Consider the following 20024-nt stretch of genomic DNA (forward strand, 5'->3'; position numbering starts at 1 on the left):
CACGGCTGCCTCGACGAGCATGAGCGCACAACCGGTGCTCGTCGCCTGCGCGCACGGCACCCGCAACCCCACCGGCCGCCGGCTGATCGGCGAGCTGGCGCTGGGTGCCCGCGCCCTGCGGCCGGGCCTGCGCACCACGGCGGCGTTCGTCGACGTCCAGCCGCCGACCGTCGTCGACGTGGTGGCCGGGCTGGCCGGGTCGCGGACGCCGACCGTCGTCGTCCCGTTGCTGCTGTCCGGTGGCTACCACGTGCACGTCGACATCGCCGGTGCCGTCGCGGCCCACCCCGGTGCGGTCGCCGCCCGGCCACTGGGCCCGGACCCCCGGCTGGCTGCGGTGCTGACCGCACGACTGCTCGCCGCCGGCGCCGACCCCACCGACACCCGGACGGCGGTCGTGCTGGCCGCCGCCGGTTCCAGCGACGCCCGCTCGGTCGCCGACGTGGAGCACACCGCACAGATGCTGCAGGCCGACTGGGCCGGCCCGGTCACCACCGGGTACGGCTCGGCCGCGAAGCCCACCGTCCCCGACGCGGTGGCCGCGGCCCGGGCGGCCGGCGCCCAGCGCGTGGTCGTCGCGGCCTACCTGCTGGCCCCGGGGCACTTCCACGACAAGCTCCAGGGCGCGGGCGCCGATTGCGTCACGGCGCCATTGCTGCCCGACGAGCGGATCGCCGCCGTCCTGCTCGACCGGTACGACGCCGCGCTGGGCTGACGGCGCACCCCGGTCGCCGCCGCGTCGTACGATCGGCACGTCGGTCACCGGGCCGGCGGGGAACCCGAGGAGCGAGCAGGTGCGCAGTCCACGCGCGGGACGTGAGGTGGCCGTCGTGGCCTGCACGGACCCGAGCCGGACCCGCGTCCGGCGCCTGCCCCCCTCCTGAGCCACGCCCCGCACCCGCGGGTGCGTGAGCGCTGCCGTGGGCCGGTCGCGGACGGACGCACTGCTCGTCCTCCCCTCCCCGCCCGCCGGCGCGCTCCGTGCCCGGCCGGCGGTCCCGACCGACCGGAAGCAGGTCCCTCATGAACGCCCTGACCGAGAAGCAGATCCGCGCGTCCTTCCTCAACGCCAGCCGCCGCGAGGCGTCCCAGGCCGTGCTGCCCGACCTCGACGCCGTCCCGTGGGAGCAGCTGGAACACCTCGGCTGGCGCGACCGCAGGGCGCCGCTGTCGGCCTACGTCGTCCTCGAGCTGGACGGCGAGCCCACCGGCGTGCTGCTGCGGGCCAGCCCGGCCCCGGCCAGCGGACGGCGGCGCTCGGCGATGTGCAGCTGGTGCCGCGACCTGTCCTCGGTCTCGGCCACCCTGTACGTCGCCCGCCGGGCCGGCAGCGCCGGGCGGGACGGCAACACCCTCGGCACGCTGATCTGCGAGGACTTCTCCTGCTCGCGCAACGTCCGCCGGCCCCCGACCAGCGCCGAATCCGGGGACGGCATCGAGGCGGTCGCCGACCAGGTCGTGGCCGAGCGGATCGCCGGGCTGCGGGAGCGGTCGGCGCAGTTCGTCCGGGACGTCGCCGCCACCCGCTGAGGCACCGGCTCCTGGACCGCCCGCGCGGTCCAGGAGCCGGCCTCGGCAGGACGCTGGGCGCCGGCTCAGGGGCCGGTGGCGACGGGGCGGTCGGGGTCGTTCGACCACTGCGACCAGGACCCGGGCCACAGGGCCGCCTCGACCCCAGCGATCGCCAGCGCGGCGACCTCGTGGGCAGCGAAGACCCCGGAACCGCAGTAGACACCGACCGGGGTGCCCGGACGGACGCCTAGGCGGGCGAAGTGGTCGCTCAGTACAGCGGCTGTACCGAACGTGCCTTCGCTGGTCAGGGCCTCGGTGGTCGGTGCACTGACCGCTCCGGGCACGTGACCGGCCCGGGGGTCGACCGGCTCGACCTCTCCGCGGTACCTCTCGCCGGCGCGCGCGTCGAGCAGCACCCCACCACCGGCCGGCAGGGCGGCGGCCACATCGATGTCGAGCACCGGCATGCCGCCGCCGGTGAGCACGACCGTCCCGGGCGCCGGCACGACGTCGCCCTGCTCGAGCTCGCCCCCCGCGGCCGTCCAGGCGGCGAGTCCACCGTCCAGGACCGTCACGTCGCCCAGGCCGGCCCAGCGCAGCAGCCACCAGGCGCGGGCCGCTGCGGCACCGGGGCCGGCGTCGTAGGCGACGACCCGCGACCCGGCCGACAGCCCCCACCGCCGCGCCGCCGACTGCAGTGACTGCAGCGACGGGAGCGGGTGGCGTCCCGCTGCAGGTGAGGGCGGTGCGGACAGCTCGGCGTCCAGGTCGACGAACACCGCGCCGGGGAGGTGACCGGCCAGGTACCGCTCGCGGCCGTGCGGGTCGCCCAGCGCCCAGCGGACGTCGAGCAGGACGACGTCGGTGGGCTCGGCGCGCAGCTCGGCCACCGACGTCAGCACCCTCACCGGGCGGCTTCCAGCTCCGCGGTCAGTGCGGCCAGGGCGTCGGCGCGGCCGCCGTAGCGGGCGGGGGTGCTCTGCAGCAGCGCGATCTTCCACCGGCCGGCGTCCTCGACCGCGGTCAGCGCGTGCACCGTGTGCAGCGACGGGTCGACGCCGTCGGCACCGGGCGGCACCATGCCGGCGACCGCGTGCAGCACGACCACGCCGTCGGCGAGGCGGCGCACCGAGCGGACGACGCCGACGAAGGTGGGGGTGGCGTGCTCGGCGAACATCCGGCGCATGTCGGCGGCGATGCTCAGCCGGCCGCTGCGCAGCGTGCCGTCCAGGTCGATCAGCTCACCGTCGTCGGCGAAGACCGAGGAGACGGTGACGCCGCTGCGCTGGTTCCAGCCCGCCAGGTACCGCGCGTACAGGGCGCGGATCTGGGTGTCCTGCGGATGGCCTGCGCTCAAGGGATGTGCTCCTGCAGTGGTGCGAGTGGGTCAGGAGTGACGGTAGTGCGCCGACCCCGGACCCCGCCGACCCCGCGCCGGGACCACTGTGACCGAGCGGTCCGCGGCGCCGTCAGGACGGCGCCGCGGCACGGGTCGTGACGGCGCCGCGGCGCCGTGCTCAGAACGCGGCGATGGACTCCGCGACGAACCCGCGGTCGCCGGAGCTGACGTGCCAGACCCGGACGTCCTTGCCGCCGACGGTGTCCTTCTCGTGGAACCGGATCTTGTCCTCCAGCGGCACCCCGTGTCCGCGGACCAGCACCGGGCCACCCTCGCCGTCGATGGTGAACTCGGCGTCGCCGAGGAACTGGTCCAACGACGTGGCCTCCCCGGTCACCAGCCCGGTCACCACGTAGGGCTTGCCGGAAGCGATCGAGTGCCAGCTCTGTGCGGTCATGGTGGAGCCCCTGTCCTCGGGAAGACGCCGGTCGTCGGGGGAAAGGTCCCACGGGCAGGTGGCAGTTCCGTGACGGTGTGGTGTCCGCAGCGTGTGCCGGAACGGTCGGTAGGCGGTCGACTACCGAGTTGCCACGGCCGGGCCGGTGGCGAACTGGGTCCGGTACAGGTCGGCGTAGTGCCCACCGGCGGCCAGCAGCTCCTCGTGCGTGCCGCGCTCGACGATCCGGCCGTCGTCGACCACCAGGATCTGGTCGGCACCCCGGATGGTCGACAGCCGGTGGGCGATGACCAGCGAGGTGCGGCCGGCGAGCGCGGCGTCCAGCGCGTGCTGCACCGCCACCTCCGACTCGCTGTCCAGGTGCGCGGTCGCCTCGTCCAGGACCACGATCCCCGGCTGCTTGAGCAGCACCCGGGCGATGGCCAGCCGCTGCTTCTCCCCGCCCGACATCCGGTGCCCGCGGTCGCCGACCACGGTGTCCAGGCCGTCGGGCAGCGAGTGCACCAGGGCGGCGATCCGGGCACCGGTCAGCGCCGCCCACAGCTCCTCGTCGGTGGCCTCGGGCCGGGCGTAGCGCAGGTTGGCGCCGATGGTGTCGTGGAAGAGGTGGGAGTCCTGGCTGACCACGCCGATGGCGTCCCGCAGCGAGGCGCCGGTGGCCTGCCGGACGTCGACCCCGCCCACCCGCACGGCGCCCGCGGTGACGTCGTAGAGCCGGGACACCAGGGCCGCGATCGTCGACTTCCCCGCCCCCGAGGTGCCGACCAGGGCCACCAGCTGCCCGGGCTCGGCACGGAAGGAGATCCCGTGCAGCACCTCGGCCGACTCGTGCTGGGCCGGGACGGCGACGTCCTCCAGCGAGGCCAGCGAGACCTCGCTGGGCGCGGGGTAGCGGAAGGACACCGCGTCGAACTCCACCGACCGGTCGTCGTCCGGGACCGGGACGGCGTCGGGCGCCTCGGTGATCATCGGCTCCAGGTCGAGCACCTCGAATACCCGGTCGAAGCTGACCAGCGCGCTCATCACGTCGACCCGCACGTTGGCCAGCGCCGTCAGCGGCCCGTACAGCCGGGCCAGCAGCAGGGCCAGCGCGACCACGTCACCGGCCGACAGGGAGCCGTTGAACGCCAGCGTGCCGCCCAGCCCGTAGACCAGGGCGGTGGCCAGCGCGGCGACCAGGGTGAGCGCGGTGAAGAAGGCACGGCCGTACATCGCCGACAGCACGCCGATGTCACGCACCCGGGCCGCGCGGCCGCGGAAGGAGGCGGCCTCGGCCTCGGGCCGGCCGAACAGCTTGACCAGCAGCGCACCGGCCACGTTGAACCGCTCGGTCATCGTGGCGTTCATCGAGGCGTTGAGCCCGTAGGACTCCCGGGTGATCGACTGCAGCCGCTTCCCGACCCGCTGGGCGGGCACCACGAACAGCGGGACCATCACGATCGACAGCAGGGTGATCTGCCAGGACAGGGTGAGCATCACCCCGGCGGTGAGCACCAGCGCGATCACGTTGGACACCACGCCGGACAGCGTCGAGGTGAACGCCCGCTGGGCACCGATGACGTCGTTGTTGAGCCGGCTGACCAGCGCACCGGTCTGGGTGCGGGTGAAGAAGGCGACCGGCATCCGCTGCACGTGGGTGAACACCCGCGAGCGCAGGTCGTAGATGACGCCCTCGCCGATCCGGGCGGAGTACCAGCGCTGGGCCAGCGAGCTCGCGGCGTCCAGCACGGCCAGGCCGGCGATGAACAACGCGATCCGGACGACGTCGCCGGCGGTGCCCTCCAGCCCGGCGATCCGGTTGACGATGTCGCCGGCCAGCAGCGGGGTGGCCACGCCGATGACCGAGGAGAAGGTGACCAGCGACAGGAACCAGGTCAGCTCACGGCGGTACGGGCCGGCGATGCCGAGGATCCGCCGGGTCGTGCCCTTCGGGATCGTCTTCGAGGTCACCGACGGGTCGCTGCTGAAGGACCGCATCGCGGCCATGGAGGTCATCGGCGAGCTCATGGCGGTCCCCTACTGCTGCAACGGTGTGATCATCGGGTCGAACCGCGGCGGGGGTGCCGGCTGTTCCTCAGCTGCCGAGCGTACGGAGCCGGCGCACCTGGGCGGCCCGCTCGGCCGCGTCCTGCTCCGCCGGGCTGTCGTGCACCGCCGACCGCAGCAGCGCGAGGGTCTCCCGGGCGGCGCCGGGGTCGGGGGCCAGCAGCGCGGCGGTGAGGTCGGCGACCGCGGCGTCGAGCCGGTCGGCCGGGACGGCGCTGGTCGCCAGGCCCAGCGCGACGGCCTCCGCCGCACCGACGGGCCGGCCGGTCAGGCACAGCTCGACCGCCCGGGCGTACCCGACGAGCCCGACCAGCGAGCTGGTGCCGGTCAGGTCCGGGACGAGACCGAGGGTGGTCTCGGGCAGCCGGAGCTGGAGGTCCTCGGCGACCACCCGCAGGTCGCAGGCCAGCGCGAGCTGCGCCCCGGCACCGACGGCGTGCCCCTGCACGGCGGCGACCGAGACGACGCCCGGTGCGCGCAGCCAGCGGAAGGCGGCCTGCCAGCCGCGGATCCGCTCCTCGGCCTGGTCGGCCGGCAGTGCGGTCAGCTCCGCGGCCAGGCCGGGCAGCACGGAGCGGTCGAGCCCGGCGGAGAAGGAGCGGCCCTCGCCGCGGACGACGACGACCCGTACGCCGTCGTCCAGCTGTCCACCGATCGCACGCAGCGCCGACCAGGTGGCCGGCGTCTGCGCGTTGAGCTGGCCGGGCCGGACGAGGCTGACGGTGAGGACGGCGCCCGTTCGCGCCGCCCGCACCCACCCCTCGTCCGGCTGACCGGTCACGCGGACTTCTTGGCGTTCCTGTTCGCTCCGCCGCGGCCCCGGAGCGAGGCCCCCGACTCCGACAGCAACCGGTGCACGAACCCGTAGGAGCGGTTGGTCGAGGTCGCCAGCGAGCGGATGCTCTCGCCCCCGGCGTACCGCTCCCGCAGCTCGTCGGCGAGCGAGCTCCTGTCGTCGCCGGTGATCCGCTTGCCCTTGCTCAGGTCTGCAGTGTTCGAGTCGGCCATGACTCCCCTCCGTGTCAGGGGCATGACGGCTTGCACCGACGGCTGCCCGCTGTTCCCCCGGCGCCACGGTCCCACTGACCCGGCGTCCTGCTGGCCATGATCACCCAGCATCGGAGGTGCGGCCACCGCAACAAGACCGTGCACAGCCGGACCGCCCAGCGGCCCCACGGCCCCGGCCCCGCTGCAGGGCCCCGCGCCGCGCGGAGCGTGGCGTGGGGGGCAGCGGGGTCCTTCGTCAGGCCAGGGAGACCAGGTCGGCGAAGTCGGGGCTCCAGGTGTCCTCGGTGCCGTCGGGCAGGATGATCACCTTGGCGGGGTTGAGCGCGACCACCGCGCCCTCGTCGTGGGTGACCAGCACGATCGCGCCCTCGTAGGTGCGCAGCGCCTCGAGCACCTGCTCCCGGCTGGCCGGGTCGAGGTTGTTGGTCGGCTCGTCCAGCAGCAGCACGTTGGCACCGGAGATCACCAGGGTGGCCATCGCCAGCCGGGTGCGCTCACCACCGGAGAGCGTGCCGGTGCGCTGGTCGACGTTCTCCCCGGAGAAGAGGAACGCGCCGAGGATCTTGCGCAGCTCGGTGTCGGTGGAGCCCGGCGCCGCCGACCGCATGTTCTCCAGCAGCGTGCGGTCCATGTCCAGCGTCTCGTGCTCCTGGGCGTAGTAGCCCACCCGCAGCCCGTGCCCGGCCTTGACCTCGCCGGTGTCGGGCTGCTCGGTGCCGGCCAGCATCCGCAGCAGCGTCGTCTTGCCCGCGCCGTTGAAGCCCAGGACGACGACCCGGGCGCCCTTGTCGATGGCCAGGTCGACGCCGGCGAAGATCTCCGTCGAGCCGTAGGTCTTGGACAGGTGCTCGGCGGTCAGCGGGGTGCGGCCGCAGGGCGCCGGGGTCGGGAAGCGCAGCTTGGCGACCTTGTCCTGCACGCGCACGTCGGCCAGGCCCGCGGCCAGGCGCTGGGCGCGCTTGTCCATGCTCTGCGCGGCCTTGGCCTTGGTGGCCTTGGCGCGCATCTTGTCCGCCTGTGCGGTGAGCGCGTCGATCTTCTTCTCGGCGTTGGCCCGCTCGGAGCGGCGGCGGCGCTCGTCGGTCTCCCGGGCGTCCAGGTACCGCTTCCAGCCCAGGTTGTAGACGTCGACGGTGGCCCGGTTCGCGTCCAGGTGCCAGACCTTGTTCACCACGGCGGCCAGCAGGTCGACGTCGTGGCTGATCACGATGAGGCCGGCGCGGTGGCTGGCCAGGTAGCCCTTGAGCCAGACGATCGAGTCGGCGTCGAGGTGGTTGGTGGGCTCGTCGAGCAGCAGCGTGTCGGCGTCGGAGAACAGGATCCGGGCCAGCTCCACGCGGCGGCGCTGGCCACCGGACAGCGTGTGCAGCGGCTGGGAGAGGATCCGGTCCGGCAGGCCCAGGTTGGTGCAGATCCGGGCGGCGTCGCTCTCCGCGGCGTACCCGCCCATCGCGGCGAACTGGTCCTCAAGCCGCCCGTACAGCCGGACGGCGCGGTCCATCTCGGCGTCGTCGGCCGGCTCGGCCATGGCGACCTGCGCCTTGGTCAGCTTCGCCTTCAGGACGTCGAGGCCGCGGCCGGAGAGCACCCGGTCGCTGGCGGTGATGTCCAGGTCGCCGCTGCGGGGGTCCTGCGGGAGGTAGCCGAGCTCACCGGTGATGTCGACCTTGCCGGCGTGCGGCACGCGCTCACCGGCCAGGGTGGTGAGGGTGGTGGTCTTGCCGGCGCCGTTGCGCCCCACGAGCCCGATCCGGTCGCCGGGCTGCACCCGGAGGTCCGCCTCGCTGATGAGGATGCGGGACCCGGCGCGCAGCTCGAGGCCAGTGGTCGTGATCACTGACCCCAGGATAGGCGTCCCGGGGCGGGAGCTCGACCCCTTTCGCAGGTGACGTCCACGTCACCTGGCGGACGACGGGCTGTGGACACCGCCCCCGGGGACGCCCCGGACCGGCCAGGATGCCGCCATGGTCTCGCCCCGCACCCTCCCGCAGCTGCCGTGCCCGGTCTGCGGGACACCGGTGGTGGACTCGGGCGCGGCGCCCTGCCCGGCCTGCGGGCTGCCCGCCGCCGGCCGGGCCGCGCACGTCGTCGGCCGGATCACCGCCACGCTCACCGAGCTCGCCCGTGACCGCGAGGCGCTGCTGGTGACCCTGCGCGCGGCAGCCCCCGGGGCGGCCGCCACCGCTCCCCCGCCGGTCGCCGTCCCGGTGCCGCCCCCGCCCGCGCCATCGGCCGAGCCGGTCGCCGCCGCCGTCCGGCCCTGGCACCCCCTCCCCCCACCGGACCGGACGCCGCCCCCGCCACGGCGCCGGCTCAGCCCGCAGCAGGTGCTGCTGGGCCTGGGCGCGCTGCTGGTGGTCGCCGGCGCCCTGGCGTTCGTCGCGCTGGGCTGGACGCGCTTCGGGCTGGTCTTCCAGGCCACCGTGATGCTCACCGGCACGGCGGCGGCCTGCGCGGCGTCGGCGTTCGCCGCCCGGCGCGGCCTGCGGGCCACCGAGGAGGCACTGGCCGCCGCGGGCGCCGCCCTGCTGGCCGTCGACCTGGGCGCCGCCCGGGCCCGCGGCCTGCTCGGGCTGGACGAGGTGGGCCTCCGGACCTGGACGGCGGTCTCCTGCCTGGTCCTCGTCGCGGTGGCCCTGGGCCTGGGCCGGCTGACCCGCAGCACCCTCACCTGGCCGCTGGCCGCCCTGCTCGCCCTCCAGCCGGTCCCGGTCCTGCTGCTCCCCGGCGACGCGCCGGCCGGGCCGGCCGGGGTGGCGGTCGTCCTGGGCCTCGCGGCGGCCGACCTGGCGCTGGTGCTCACCCTGCGGCCCGCCCTGCGCCCGGTCGCCCGGGTGCTGGCGGTGCTGTGGGCCGCCGTCGGGGTGACGGGTGGCGTGCTGCTGGGCCAGGGCGGTTCGGCTCCCGAGGCGTGGACCGCGACCGCCCTGCTGACCGCCGCCGCTGCGGTGGCCGTGCCGGCCCTGCGCGACCCGCGGGTGACCGGCCGGCCGCTGCCCGCCCGGGCCGTCGCGCTGGCGTCCGGCGCGGTCGTCGGCCTCTCGCTGGGCCAGTCGCTGGGGCTCAGCGGCCCGGGCGGACCGGTGCTGGGCGGCGTGCTGGCCCTCCTCCTGAGCACGGCCGGCGTCCTGCTGGCGGGACCGCAGGCGGTGCGGGGCCCGCACCCGGTGGTGCTGCGTGCGCTGGGGGGCGCCGCGGTCGCACTGGCCGTCGTCGCCGGCCAGCAGCTGCTGGACGCCGGACGGTACGGGCCGCTGGCGCTGCTGGTGCTCGCCGCGACGCTGCCGGCCGCCCTGGCCGCCGTCCGGGTGCCGGTGCTGCGCAGCGGGGCCACCGGGCTCGCGCTGTTGGCACCGGCAGCCGGGGCACTGCTGGCCCGGGAGGGTGGGCTGCTGTCCGCGACGACCGCCGGCCTGCTGGTCGCCCTGGTCGGCGCCGCCGGGTTCGCCGTGGCCACCGGGCGGGCCGCCGCGCCGGAGGAGCAGGTCGCCGCGGCCGCCGGGGCCGTGGCCGGGGCGGTCGCCGGCCTCACCACCAGCGCGGACGCCGCCTGGGGGCAGGTCGGGCTGCAGCTGGGCGTCGTCGGCGTCGCCGCCGGGTGCTACGCCGTGGTGGCCGGCCGGCGTCCGGTGGGGCTGCTCGCGGTCGCCGACCTGGTGCTGGCGTCCTGGATCGCGGTCGGCGGCGCCGGGGTCGAGACCCCGGAGGCCTACACGCTGCCGGCCGCGGCCGGGCTGCTGGTCGCCGTGCTCCCCCGGCTGCGGGCGCGCGGCCCATCGTGGGCGGCCGAGGGCCCCGCGGTGGCCGTCGCGCTGGCCCCCTCAGCGTTCGCCGTCGTCGCCGCCCCGACCGCACTGCGGCTGGTGCTCGTCGTCGCCGCGGCCGTCGCGCTGGTCGTGCTCGGCACGCTCACGCACCGGCAGGCGCCGTTCGTGGTGGGCGCCGGGGCGCTGGCCTTCGTCGTCGTCGCCCGGCTGGGGCCCTACGCCCCGCTGCTGCCGCGCTGGCTGACCCTCGCCGCGGCAGGGCTGGTGCTGCTCGTGCTGGGTGCCACCTACGAGCGGCGGCGCCAGCAGGCCCGGGAGGCGGTCGCCTGGGTGGCCCAGATGGGCTGAGCGGCGGGCGGGCCGGGCACGACGCCCGCCCGTAGCGTGGTCGGCCAGGCCGACGGCGGAGGAGGTGCGCGGTGACCGGGGACCCCGAGGTGGTCTACCCGCCTCCGGTGGGCGCCCCGTACGTGCCGCCGCCGGCTGCCCCGGAGTCCGACGGCCTGGGCCCGGTGAGCCCGCAGCAGGTGCTGCTGACCACGGGCGCGGTCGCGCTGACCGCGGCCGGTGCGGCCTCGCTCGCCGCGGTCGGCCGTCCGCTGGGGCAGCTGCTGCTCGCCGCGCTGGCGGTCGGCACCGCGCTCGCGTCGTGGACGGCCGGCCGGCGAGGGCTGCGCACCAGCGAGGAGACCCTGGCCGCGTCCGCCGTCGTGCTGGCCGGGGTGTGCGCCTGGTCGGCCGGCAGCTCGGCGGGCAGCCGGGCGCTGCTGCTGGGCGGGCTGGCCGCCGTGCTGCTGCTGGCCGGGCTGCTCGCCCGCACCGCGTCCGCCTGGCCGATCGGGTCGTGGCTGGTCGCGCAGCTGGCGGTGCTCGCCGTGCTGACCGGGCACGGGTGGGACGGCGACCTGGTGCTCGGCACGGCGGTCGCCGGGCTGCTGGTGGCCCGGGTCGCCCGCCGCCCGGTGGCGGAGGTCGCGCTGGCCACGACCGCCCCCTGGTGGGTGGCCGGGGTCGCCGCCGGTGCGCTCCGGGTGTGGACGACGACGGCCCCCGGCACCGCGGCGCTGCTGGTCGCCGCCGCCGCGGCCCTGGCCCTGGTGCGCTCGCGGCGCGGCCTGCGGGCGGTGCTCGGGCCGCGGCCGCTGGTGCCGGTGGTGTCCGGGATCGTCGCCGGCACCGGCATCGCCGGGGCCCTGCAGGGCAGCGGCGTGGCCGGCACGCCCGCCGCGGGCTACCTCGGCCTGGCCGTCGCCGCCGCGGTGGCCGCCCGCGCCGACCCGGGGCCGCAGGGGCTGGCCCGGCCGGTCGGGCTGGCGCTGGCCAGCACCTGCACCGCGCTGTCGGCGGGCCAGCTGCTGCTGGAGGGCCGGTGGACGGCGCTCGGGCTGTTGCTGATGGCCGCCGCCGTCCCGGCGGTGCTGGTCGCCGCCCGGCAGCCGGCCGACCGCCCCGGTGCGCTGCCCGTCGCGGTGGGCTGCCTGGCCGCGGCCGCGCTGTTCCTCGAGGCCGACGGCGCTGCCGCGCCCGGGCGCACCGGGGTCGAGCTGCTGGTGCTGGCGGTGGTGGCGCTGGGCGCCGCGTCGCTGGAACGGCACTCCCGGTCGGAGGTGCCGCTCGCGCTGTCCGCGGCCGGGGTCGGCGTGCTCGCCGTGGTCCACCTGGGGTGGGGTGGACACCTGCTGGCCGCAGCCGGCGGGCTCGCGGTGCTGGGCGCGGCCCTCACCGGGTACGCGGCGCGGACCGGCCGCACCCCGGCCCGGGCCGGCGGGTGCACCGCGCTGGTCGCGGCGGCCTGGCTGGCGGCCGCGGACGCCGGCACGGACCTGCCGGAGGCCTACACGCTGCCGGCCGCGGCGGTGCTGCTGCTCTACGCCGGACGGTCGCTGGCCACCGAGCGGTCGTGGCCAGCGTGGGGGCCGGCGCTGGTGACCGGGTTCGCGCCGTCGGTGACCCTGGCGGTGCTCGACGACGGCCTGCTCCGACTGGTGCTCGTCGTGGCGGCCGCGGCGCTGACGATGACGCTGGCGAGCCGGTCGGACGTGCGGGCGCCGTTCGTGGTGGGTGCGGTGTCGGTGGTGACCGTGGCGCTCGGGCGGCTGGCGGTGACGCTGCCCTTCCCCGGGCTGCTGGCCGTGCTGGTCGCCGGGGTCGTGCTGCTGGCCGTCGGCGCACGGTATGAGACCCGACGCCGCAAGGCCGCCCCTCGGGTCGCTGACATGCGCTAATGCCGGCTCGCTACAGCCACTGCACTCACGAGCCGAAGAGCACCTCGGCACCGACCGGTCGCCAGCCGGCGGCCAGGAAGGCGCGCAGCGAGGCCACGTTGGCCGGGGCGACCTGCGCCCACAGCGGTGCCGGCTCCGGCAGCAGCGCCCGAGCGGTCACGGCCAGCGCGGTCCCCAGTCCCCTGCCCCGGGCGGCCGGGTCGACCTCGATGCCGGCCTCCCAGCGGCCGGCGACCCCGCGACCGAGGACGAGGAGCGCCGATCCGTCGGGCGTCGTCCAGGTGCGCACGTCGGTGCGGTGCCGATGAGCGCGCTGCACCCGCGGGTGCTCCGCCACCTCGGCCGGCACGAGCGTCACCCCGGGCCGCTCGGGCGCGGGCGGGGCCACCAGGACGGCGTCCAGCACGCCCGGCTCGACGCCCACCCGGTCGGCGAGCGCGGTGAGGAACCGGGCGCCGAGCGGTGCGGCGACCGGGTCGTGCGCGACCTGGGCGCGCACCCACGCCGGGTCGACGTCGGCGGCCACCACGTGCCAGGCGGTGCCCCCGACGACGAGTGCCGGCGCCCCGAGGGGCGCCGGCACGGTCGTGACACTCGCATCGGCCGCCGGGGTCTACCCCGCGGCCAGCCCCGCCAGCAGTGCGGCGAGGTGGTCCAACTAGACCCGGAACCCGAGGGCGCGCAGCTGCTCGCGGCCGTCGTCGGTGATCTTGTCCGGGCCCCACGGCGGCATCCAGACCCAGTTGATCCGGATGTCCTCGACCAGGCCGGGGCCGGTGAGGGCCTGGCGGGCCTGGTCCTCGATGACGTCGGTCAGCGGGCAGGCCGCCGAGGTCAGCGTCATGTCCAGGATGGCCACGTTGGCCTCGGTGTCCACGTCGATGCCGTAGACGAGGCCGAGGTCGACGACGTTGACGCCGAGCTCGGGGTCGACGACGTCGCGCATGGCCTCCTCGACGTCCTCCAGCAGCGCGGACTTGCCGCCGTACAGGCCACCGTCGGGGGTGGTGGTGGGCTCGGTCATGTCAGTTCGCTCCAGTGGTGGTCGAGAGTGCGCGGGCGCTCGCGTCCTTAAGCGCCATCCAGCTCATCAGGGCGCACTTCACGCGGGCCGGGTACTTGCTGACCCCGGCGAACGCGATGGCGTCCTCGAGCTCGTCCTCGAGCGTCTCGGCCACGGCCGCGTCGCCCTTGCTCTGCATCAGCGTCATGAAGTGCTCGCCGGTGCCCAGCGCCTCGGTCACGCTCTTGCCGATGACGAGGTCGTACATCGCCGACACCGAGGCCTGGCTGATCGAGCAGCCCTGCCCCTCGTAGGAGACGTCGGCGATGGTGTCGCCGTCCAGGTGCACCCGCATGGTGACCTCGTCACCGCACGTGGGGTTGACGTGGTGCACCTCGGCCTCGAACGGGTCGCGGAGTCCGCGCCCGTGGGGGTTCCGGTAGTGGTCCAGGATGATGTCCTGGTACATCGACTGCAGCTGCATCAGTTCGTCCCGCCCTCGGTCACACCAGGTGCAACACCGAAGAAGCGCTGGGCTTCCCGGACACCCTCGACGAGTGCGTCGACGTCGTCGTAGCCGGTGTGCACGTAGAAGGTGGCCCGGGTGGTGGCCGGGACGCCGTAGCGGCGCACGACCGGCCAGGCGCAGTGGTGCCCGACCCGGACGGCGATGCCCAGGTCGTCGAGGACCTGACCGACGTCGTGCGGGTGGATGCCGTCGACGGTGAAGCTGATCGCCCCACCGCGGGCCACGGTGTCCGGCGGGCCGATGACGGTGACACCCGGGATGGCCTGGAGCTGCTCGAGGGCGTAGCCGGTGAGCACCTCCTCGTGCTGCTGCACGCGGTCCATGCCCAGCGCGGTCAGGTAGTCGGCGGCCGCGGCCAGCCCGATCACCTGCGCGCTCATCGGGACGCCGGCCTCGAAGCGCTGCGGCGGGGGCATGAAGGTGCTGCCCTCCATCCGCACGACCTCGATCATCGAGCCGCCGGTGAGGAACGGCGGCAGCGCGTCGAGGACGTCGTAGCGGCCCCACAGCACGCCGACGCCGGTGGGCCCGAGCATCTTGTGGCCGGAGAACACCAGGAAGTCCGCGCCCAGCTCGGTGACGTCGACCTTCTGGTGCGGCACCGACTGCGCGCCGTCGACCAGCACCAGCGCACCGACCTCGCGGGCCCGGGCGATGATGCCGTCGAGGGGGTTGATCGTGCCCAGGATGTTCGACTGCTGGGTGACCGCGACGAGCTTGGTGCGCTCGTTGACCACGGTGTCCAGGTCGGACAGGTCGAGCCGGCCGTCGTCGGTGAGCCCCAGCCAGCGCAGGGTCGCGCCGGTCCGCTCGCACAGCTGCTGCCAGGGCAGCAGGTTGGCGTGGTGCTCCATCTCGGTCACGACGATCTCGTCGCCCTGGCCGACGGCGTACCGGCGGAACTCCGGCTCCTTGGCCGTGGCGGCGTTGGACAGCGCGTAGGCGACCAGGTTGATCGACTCGGTGCTGTTCCGGGTGAAGACGATCTCGTTGTCCGGGGCGCCGAGGAACGCACCGATGGTGGCCCGGGCTGCCTCGTAGGCCGCGGTGGCCTCCTCGGCGAGCTGGTGGGCACCGCGGTGCGGGGCGGCGTTGACGTTCTCGTAGAACCAGCGCTCGGCGTCCAGGACGCTGCGCGGCTTCTGCGAGGTGGCCCCGGAGTCGAGATAGACCAGCCGCTTCCCGTCCCGGACCGTGCGGCCCAGGATCGGGAAGTCCGCCCGGATCGCCTCGACGTCCAGCGGGAGCGGCACCTGGTGCGCCCCTGCGGGACGCGAGACGGTCTGGGTCACTGCTGAGTCGCCTCCAGGGCGGTCTTCTCGGTGGCGGCCTGCTCGGCCGAGTCCTTGACGTAGGCGGCGTAGCCCTCGTCCTCGAGCTTCTGGGCCAGCTCCGGGCCGCCCTCCTCGACGACGCGGCCGGCCACGAAGACGTGCACGAAGTCCGGCTTGATGTAGCGCAGGATCCGCGTGTAGTGCGTGATCAACAGGACGCCGACCGGGCTGTCGGCCTTGGCCCGGTTGACGCCCTCGGAGACGATCCGCAGCGCGTCGACGTCCAGGCCGGAGTCGGTCTCGTCGAGGATCGCCATCTTGGGCTTGAGCAGGCGCATCTGCAGGATCTCGTGGCGCTTCTTCTCACCACCGGAGAAGCCCTCGTTGACGTTGCGCTCGGCGAAGGCGGAGTCCATCTCCAGGGCCGCCATCTCGGTGCGCACGTCCTTGACCCAGGTGCGCAGCTTCGGGGCCTCGCCGGTGACGGCGGTGGCGGCGGTGCGGAGGAAGTTCGACACCGAGACGCCGGGGACCTCGACCGGGTACTGCATGGCCAGGAACAGGCCGGCCCGGGCGCGCTCGTCGACGGTCATCGCGAGGACGTCCTCGCCGTCGAGGGTGACGGTGCCGCCGGTGATCGTGTACTTGGGGTGCCCGGCGATCGAGTAGGCCAGGGTCGACTTGCCCGACCCGTTGGGGCCCATGATCGCGTGGGTCTCGCCGCCGCGGACGGTCAGGTCGACGCCGCGGAGGATCTCCTTGGCGTCGTCGCCGTCGCCGACGGTGACGTGCAGGTCGCGGATCTCCAGGACGCTGCCGGCCTTGAGGCCGGTGGCGGCGGGGGTCGCGGTGGGGCTGGTCACGGGGTTCTCGCTCTCAGGATGCGGCCGCGGCGAGGGGGGCGGCGACGTCGACGAGGACGTCGTCACCCTCCACCCGGACCGGGTAGACGGGGACCGGCTTGTTCGCCGGGAGGTTGGTGGGGGCACCGGTCCGCAGGTCGAAGCAGGACCCGTGCAGCGCGCACTCGATCGTGGGGGCGCCGTCGACCTCGTCGACATCGCCGTCGGTCAGCGGGAAGTCGGCGTGGGAGCAGACGTCCTGGAGGGCGTAGAAGTCGCCGTCGAACTGGACGACCGCGACGTCGACGTCGTCCAGCTCGATGCGCAGCGCGCCGTCCTCGGGGACCTCGGAGACGGCGCAGACGCGCTCGAAGGCCATCAGCCGACCTCGACCGGCTGCTCGTCGAGCTCCGGGAGCGCACCGAGGCGGACCTCGATGGTGCGCATCAGCCGGTCCTGCAGCTCCGGGATGCCGATGTGCTGGACGACGTCGGCGAAGAAGCCGCGGACGACCAGGCGGCGGGCGGTCTCGGCGTCGATGCCACGGGAGCAGAGGTAGAACAGCTGCTCGTCGTCGAACCGGCCGGTGGCGCTGGCGTGGCCGGCGCTGACGATCTCACCGGTCTCGATCTCCAGGTTGGGCACCGAGTCGGCGCGGGCGCCGTCGGTGAGCACCAGGTTGCGGTTGAGCTCGTAGGTCTCGGTGCCGGTCGCGGCCGGACGGATCCGGACGTCGCCGATCCACACGCTGTGCGCCTGCTCGCCCTGCAGCGCGCCCTTGTAGACGACGTTGCTGCGGCAGTTGGGCGTGGCGTGGTCGACCCAGAGCCGGTGCTCCTGGTGCTGGGTCTCGTCGGCGAAGTACAGGCCGTAGAGGTCGGCCTGGCCACCGGTGCCGGTGTAGGACACGTTGCTGACCAGCCGGACGAGGTCACCGCCCAGGGTCACCACGATCTGCTTGAGGCTGGCGTCCCGGCCGACGACGGAGTCGTACTGCCCGCCGTGCACGGTGCCCGGTGCCCACTCTTGCACCGAGACGACGGTCAGCTGCGCACCGTCGCCGAGCAGGAAGGCCGCCCCACCGGAGTACTTGGCCAGGCCGGCGTGGTCCAGGACGACGGTCGCCTGCGCGAACGCCCCGACCTCGACGACCAGCTGGCCCCACACGACGTCCTCGGCGCCGGTGCCGGACAGCCGCAGGGTGACCGGGCGGTCGAGCACGGCCTCCTTGGCGATCCGGAGCACCGTGGCGCCGTTGCTGCGCTGGCGGGTGAGTGCGGCGAGCCGGTCGACCGGCTCGGGCAGGCCCTTGAGCAGCGGGTCGCCGGCCTCGACCGAGGTGAGCACCGCGCCCTCGGGGAGGTCGCTCTCCACCTGCAGCCGCGCGTCGGACGGCGCGCCGTCCAGCAGCTGGCGCGCCCGGCGCAGCGGGGTGAACCGCCACTCCTCCTCCCGGCCCGTGGGCTTGGGGAAGGCGTCGGGGTCGGTGGAGGTGAAGCGCTCCGCGGGAGAGCCGGTGGGCACCGGCTGCCCGGTGAGCACCGGGCCGCCGTGCGAGTGCGCCCCGGGGGGCGTGTCGCCGGCGGACCCGGTGGCCGTCGCGGGGGTGGTCGGCGGACCGGCCTGGGCGCCCACGCCGGGAGCGAACAGCTCCGCGGCGAGGGCGGCCTTCTCCTCGTGCGCCAGCTCGGCGGTGCTCAGGTCCGCGGTGTCGAGCTCTGCGGTGTTGCTCGTGTCGTTGCTCGTGTCGTTGCTCGACATCAGCCGACGGCACCTTCCATCTGCAGCTCGATCAGGCGGTTGAGCTCGAGGGCGTACTCCATCGGCAGCTCCCGGGCGATCGGCTCGACGAAGCCGCGCACGACCATCGCCATCGCCTCGTCCTCGGACAGACCGCGGCTCATCAGGTAGAAGAGCTGGTCGTCGCTGACCCGGGAGACCGTCGCCTCGTGGCCCATGGACACGTCGTCCTCGCGGACGTCGACGTAGGGGTAGGTGTCCGACCGGCTGATCGTGTCGACCAGCAGGGCGTCGCACTTGACCGTGGACTTCGAGCCGTAGGCGCCCTCGTCGATCTGCACGAGACCGCGGTAGGAGGTGCGGCCACCGCCACGGGCCACCGACTTGCTCACGATGGTCGAGGAGGTGTGCGGGGCGGCGTGCACCATCTTGGCGCCGGCGTCCTGGTGCTGGCCCTCGCCGGCGAAGGCGATGGACATGACCTCGCCCTTGGCGTGCTCACCGGTCATCCACACGGCCGGGTACTTCATCGTCACCTTGGAGCCGATGTTGCCGTCGACCCACTCCATGGTCGCGCCCTCGTGGGCCACGGCCCGCTTGGTGACCAGGTTGTAGACGTTGTTCGACCAGTTCTGGATGGTCGTGTACCGGCAGCGCGCGTTCTTCTTCACGATGATCTCGACGACCGCGGAGTGCAGCGAGTCGGTCTTGTAGATCGGCGCGGTGCAGCCCTCGACGTAGTGCACGTAGGCACCCTCGTCGATGATCATCAGGGTGCGCTCGAACTGGCCCATGTTCTCGGTGTTGATCCGGAAGTAGGCCTGCAGCGGGATCTCGACGTGCACGCCCTTGGGGACGTAGATGAACGAGCCACCCGACCACACGGCGGTGTTCAGCGCGGAGAACTTGTTGTCACCGGCCGGGATCACCGAGCCGAAGTACTCGCGGAACAGCTCGGGCTGCTCGCGCAGGGCCGTGTCGGTGTCCAGGAACAGGACGCCCTGCTCCTCGAGGTCCTCACGGATCTTGTGGTAGACGACCTCGGACTCGTACTGGGCCGCGACACCGGAGACGAGGCGCTGCTTCTCGGCCTCCGGGATGCCCAGCTTGTCGTAGGTGTTCTTGATGTCGTCGGGCAGGTCGTCCCACGAGGCGGCCTGCGCCTCGGTCGACCGCACGAAGTACTTGATGTTCTGGAAGTCGATCCCGGACAGGTCCGAGCCCCAGTCGGGCATCGGCTTCTTGCCGAAGATCTGGAGGGCCTTGAGGCGGCGCTCCAGCATCCACTCGGGCTCGTTCTTGCGGCGGGAGATGTCGCGGACGACGTCCTCGTTGATGCCGCGGGTGGCCGAGGCGCCCGCGACGTCGGTGTCCGACCAGCCGTACTGGTAGGTGCCGAGCGAGTCGATCGTCTCGTCCTGCGTCATCGGCGTGCTGGGCACCGGCTGCGTGGTGGTCATGCGGGGGTCCTCTCCCGGTCGATCGAGGGGGTGCTCGGGGTGCTGGCGCCGGCTCCGGGAGCCGTGGCGCGACCAGCAGGTACAGGGCCCGTGGGGCGGGCTTTGTTCCCGGCGCGCTGGGCCAGGGGCACTGCGCGCTGGGTGGGGATGTGGGTGGTGCAGATGCCGTCGCCGTGGGCGATGGTGGCCAGCCGCTGGACGTGCGTGCCGACCAGCCGGCTGATCACCGCGGTCTCGGCCTCGCACAGCTGCGGGAACTCGGCGGCGACGTGTGCCACCGGGCAGTGGTGCTGGCACAGCTGCCCGCCGCTGGAGATGGCCGAGGCGGTCGCGGCGTAGCCCTCGGCGGTCAGCGCGGTGGCCAGCACCTGAGCCCGGTCGACCGACTGGGTGCCGGCCTCCTCCACCGCGACGTCGACGGCGGTGGAGCACCGCTGGGCGAGGCCGGCGAGCTGCTGCTCGGCGACCGCCCGCACGGCGTCCGGGCCGCCGTGCTCGGCGACGAACCGCAGCGCGGTGAGCGCCAGGTCGTCGTAGGCGTGCGGGAAGGCGGAGCGACCGGTGTCGGTGAGGGTGAAGCGCCGCGCGGGACGACCTCTCCCCCGCTGCCCACCGGGGGCCTCGCGCTCGGCGACCCGGCCGGCGGCGACCAGCCCGTCCAGGTGGCGCCGGACGGCCGCCGGGCTGACGCCCAGCCGGGCGGCGAGCTCGGTGGCCGACTGCGGTCCGTGCTCGAGCAGCAGGGCGCTGACCCGGTCACGGGTACGGCCGTCCTCGGCCGGCGCACCGGCGGGGACGGCAGCTGCCGCAACGGATTCCACA

20 protein-coding genes are annotated in these 20024 nt (G+C 74.7%); 4 read left to right on the plus strand and 16 right to left on the minus strand.

All coding sequences use genetic code 11. The features are described 5' to 3' along the window. Positions 1–19: 19 nt before the first annotated feature. Positions 20–715: a sirohydrochlorin chelatase gene (locus tag O2W14_RS10945; protein WP_269176123.1), complete on the plus strand. Its 696-nt coding sequence runs from the start codon at positions 20–22 to the stop codon at positions 713–715. 308 nt (positions 716–1023) lie between these two features. Then, positions 1024–1530, plus strand: coding sequence for an FBP domain-containing protein (locus O2W14_RS10950; protein WP_269176124.1), 507 nt, complete (start codon positions 1024–1026; stop codon positions 1528–1530). A gap of 65 nt (positions 1531–1595) precedes the next feature. Here O2W14_RS10950 and O2W14_RS10955 read toward each other — a convergent pair whose 3' ends face one another. The 7 genes from O2W14_RS10955 to O2W14_RS10985 all read right to left on the minus strand — a co-directional run bounded on the left by O2W14_RS10955 (position 1596) and on the right by O2W14_RS10985 (position 8199). Then, the gene (locus O2W14_RS10955; RefSeq protein ID WP_269176125.1) at positions 1596–2420 is read right to left on the minus strand and encodes a sulfurtransferase; all 825 of its coding nucleotides are present in this window, start codon (positions 2418–2420) and stop codon (positions 1596–1598) included. Continuing rightward, a complete protein-coding gene (locus O2W14_RS10960; protein ID WP_269176126.1) occupies positions 2417–2869 on the minus strand; it encodes an SgcJ/EcaC family oxidoreductase in 453 nt (150 codons plus the stop codon). The genes O2W14_RS10955 and O2W14_RS10960 overlap by 4 nt, the downstream gene beginning before the upstream one ends. A 160-nt stretch (positions 2870–3029) precedes the next feature. After that, entirely contained in the window at positions 3030–3308 is a 279-nt protein-coding gene (locus O2W14_RS10965) for a hypothetical protein (RefSeq protein ID WP_269176127.1), read from the minus strand. Between the two features lie 120 nt (positions 3309–3428). Further along, positions 3429–5315 carry an ABC transporter ATP-binding protein gene (locus O2W14_RS10970; RefSeq protein ID WP_269176128.1) on the minus strand — a complete coding sequence of 629 codons (1887 nt, stop codon included), beginning with the start codon at positions 5313–5315 and terminating at the stop codon, positions 3429–3431. 67 nt (positions 5316–5382) lie between these two features. Further along, positions 5383–6135 carry an enoyl-CoA hydratase/isomerase family protein gene (locus O2W14_RS10975; RefSeq protein ID WP_269176129.1) on the minus strand — a complete coding sequence of 251 codons (753 nt, stop codon included), beginning with the start codon at positions 6133–6135 and terminating at the stop codon, positions 5383–5385. Next, entirely contained in the window at positions 6132–6362 is a 231-nt protein-coding gene (locus tag O2W14_RS10980) for a helix-turn-helix domain-containing protein (protein WP_269176130.1), read from the minus strand. Before O2W14_RS10980 ends, O2W14_RS10975 begins: the two co-directional genes overlap by 4 nt. Positions 6363–6597: 235 nt before the next feature. Further along, positions 6598–8199, minus strand: coding sequence for an ABC-F family ATP-binding cassette domain-containing protein (locus O2W14_RS10985; protein ID WP_269176131.1), 1602 nt, complete (start codon positions 8197–8199; stop codon positions 6598–6600). 127 nt (positions 8200–8326) lie between these two features. Here O2W14_RS10985 and O2W14_RS10990 point away from each other — a divergent pair, with 127 nt between their 5' ends. Both O2W14_RS10990 and O2W14_RS10995 read left to right on the plus strand, forming a co-directional pair. Beyond that, on the plus strand, positions 8327–10477 hold the full coding sequence (locus O2W14_RS10990; RefSeq protein WP_269176132.1) for an SCO7613 C-terminal domain-containing membrane protein: 2151 nt from the start codon (positions 8327–8329) through the stop codon (positions 10475–10477). A gap of 71 nt (positions 10478–10548) precedes the next feature. Then, positions 10549–12354, plus strand: a complete 1806-nt coding sequence (locus tag O2W14_RS10995) for an SCO7613 C-terminal domain-containing membrane protein (RefSeq protein WP_269176133.1) — start codon at positions 10549–10551, stop codon at positions 12352–12354. A gap of 25 nt (positions 12355–12379) precedes the next feature. Here O2W14_RS10995 and O2W14_RS11000 read toward each other — a convergent pair whose 3' ends face one another. The 9 genes from O2W14_RS11000 to O2W14_RS11040 all read right to left on the minus strand — a co-directional run bounded on the left by O2W14_RS11000 (position 12380) and on the right by O2W14_RS11040 (position 20023). Further along, complete coding sequence (locus O2W14_RS11000; RefSeq protein ID WP_269176134.1) at positions 12380–12937, minus strand: GNAT family N-acetyltransferase; 558 nt, start codon at positions 12935–12937, stop codon at positions 12380–12382. 75 nt (positions 12938–13012) lie between these two features. Beyond that, positions 13013–13378, minus strand: coding sequence for a metal-sulfur cluster assembly factor (locus O2W14_RS11005; protein WP_269176135.1), 366 nt, complete (start codon positions 13376–13378; stop codon positions 13013–13015). A gap of 1 nt (position 13379) precedes the next feature. Further along, on the minus strand, positions 13380–13841 hold the full coding sequence (sufU, locus tag O2W14_RS11010; protein ID WP_269176136.1) for a Fe-S cluster assembly sulfur transfer protein SufU: 462 nt from the start codon (positions 13839–13841) through the stop codon (positions 13380–13382). Beyond that, a complete protein-coding gene (locus tag O2W14_RS11015; RefSeq protein ID WP_269176137.1) occupies positions 13841–15178 on the minus strand; it encodes a cysteine desulfurase in 1338 nt (445 codons plus the stop codon). Before O2W14_RS11015 ends, sufU begins: the two co-directional genes overlap by 1 nt. Then, positions 15175–16023 (minus strand): Fe-S cluster assembly ATPase SufC, encoded by an 849-nt coding sequence (gene sufC, locus O2W14_RS11020; protein ID WP_269176138.1) that lies wholly within the window; start codon positions 16021–16023, stop codon positions 15175–15177. The genes O2W14_RS11015 and sufC overlap by 4 nt, the downstream gene beginning before the upstream one ends. A gap of 13 nt (positions 16024–16036) precedes the next feature. Continuing rightward, positions 16037–16381: a non-heme iron oxygenase ferredoxin subunit gene (locus O2W14_RS11025; protein ID WP_269176139.1), complete on the minus strand. Its 345-nt coding sequence runs from the start codon at positions 16379–16381 to the stop codon at positions 16037–16039. Further along, a complete protein-coding gene (gene sufD / locus O2W14_RS11030) occupies positions 16381–17763 on the minus strand; it encodes a Fe-S cluster assembly protein SufD (RefSeq protein ID WP_269176140.1) in 1383 nt (460 codons plus the stop codon). The genes O2W14_RS11025 and sufD overlap by 1 nt, the downstream gene beginning before the upstream one ends. After that, entirely contained in the window at positions 17763–19202 is a 1440-nt protein-coding gene (sufB, locus tag O2W14_RS11035) for a Fe-S cluster assembly protein SufB (protein WP_269176141.1), read from the minus strand. The genes sufD and sufB overlap by 1 nt, the downstream gene beginning before the upstream one ends. After that, entirely contained in the window at positions 19199–20023 is an 825-nt protein-coding gene (locus O2W14_RS11040; protein WP_269176142.1) for a helix-turn-helix transcriptional regulator, read from the minus strand. The genes sufB and O2W14_RS11040 overlap by 4 nt, the downstream gene beginning before the upstream one ends. Between the last annotated feature and the right edge of the window lies 1 nt (position 20024).

It is taken from the genome of Modestobacter sp. VKM Ac-2986, from assembly GCF_026967795.1.
GTDB lineage: Bacteria > Actinomycetota > Actinomycetes > Mycobacteriales > Geodermatophilaceae > Modestobacter.

What these genes read in the sequence shown, in the direction of transcription:
- O2W14_RS10945 (WP_269176123.1), top strand. Translation starts at nt 20, where the DNA reads ATGAGCGCACAACCGGTGCTCGTCGCCTGCGCGCACGGCACCCGCAAC.
- O2W14_RS10950 (WP_269176124.1), top strand. Translation starts at nt 1,024, where the DNA reads ATGAACGCCCTGACCGAGAAGCAGATCCGCGCGTCCTTCCTCAACGCC.
- O2W14_RS10965 (WP_269176127.1), bottom strand. Translation starts at nt 3,308, where the DNA reads ATGACCGCACAGAGCTGGCACTCGATCGCTTCCGGCAAGCCCTACGTG.
- O2W14_RS10970 (WP_269176128.1), bottom strand. Translation starts at nt 5,315, where the DNA reads ATGAGCTCGCCGATGACCTCCATGGCCGCGATGCGGTCCTTCAGCAGC.
- O2W14_RS10980 (WP_269176130.1), bottom strand. Translation starts at nt 6,362, where the DNA reads ATGGCCGACTCGAACACTGCAGACCTGAGCAAGGGCAAGCGGATCACC.
- O2W14_RS10990 (WP_269176132.1), top strand. Translation starts at nt 8,327, where the DNA reads ATGGTCTCGCCCCGCACCCTCCCGCAGCTGCCGTGCCCGGTCTGCGGG.
- O2W14_RS11005 (WP_269176135.1), bottom strand. Translation starts at nt 13,378, where the DNA reads ATGACCGAGCCCACCACCACCCCCGACGGTGGCCTGTACGGCGGCAAG.
- sufU (WP_269176136.1), bottom strand. Translation starts at nt 13,841, where the DNA reads ATGCAGCTGCAGTCGATGTACCAGGACATCATCCTGGACCACTACCGG.
- O2W14_RS11025 (WP_269176139.1), bottom strand. Translation starts at nt 16,381, where the DNA reads ATGGCCTTCGAGCGCGTCTGCGCCGTCTCCGAGGTCCCCGAGGACGGC.
- sufD (WP_269176140.1), bottom strand. Translation starts at nt 17,763, where the DNA reads ATGTCGAGCAACGACACGAGCAACGACACGAGCAACACCGCAGAGCTC.
- sufB (WP_269176141.1), bottom strand. Translation starts at nt 19,202, where the DNA reads ATGACCACCACGCAGCCGGTGCCCAGCACGCCGATGACGCAGGACGAG.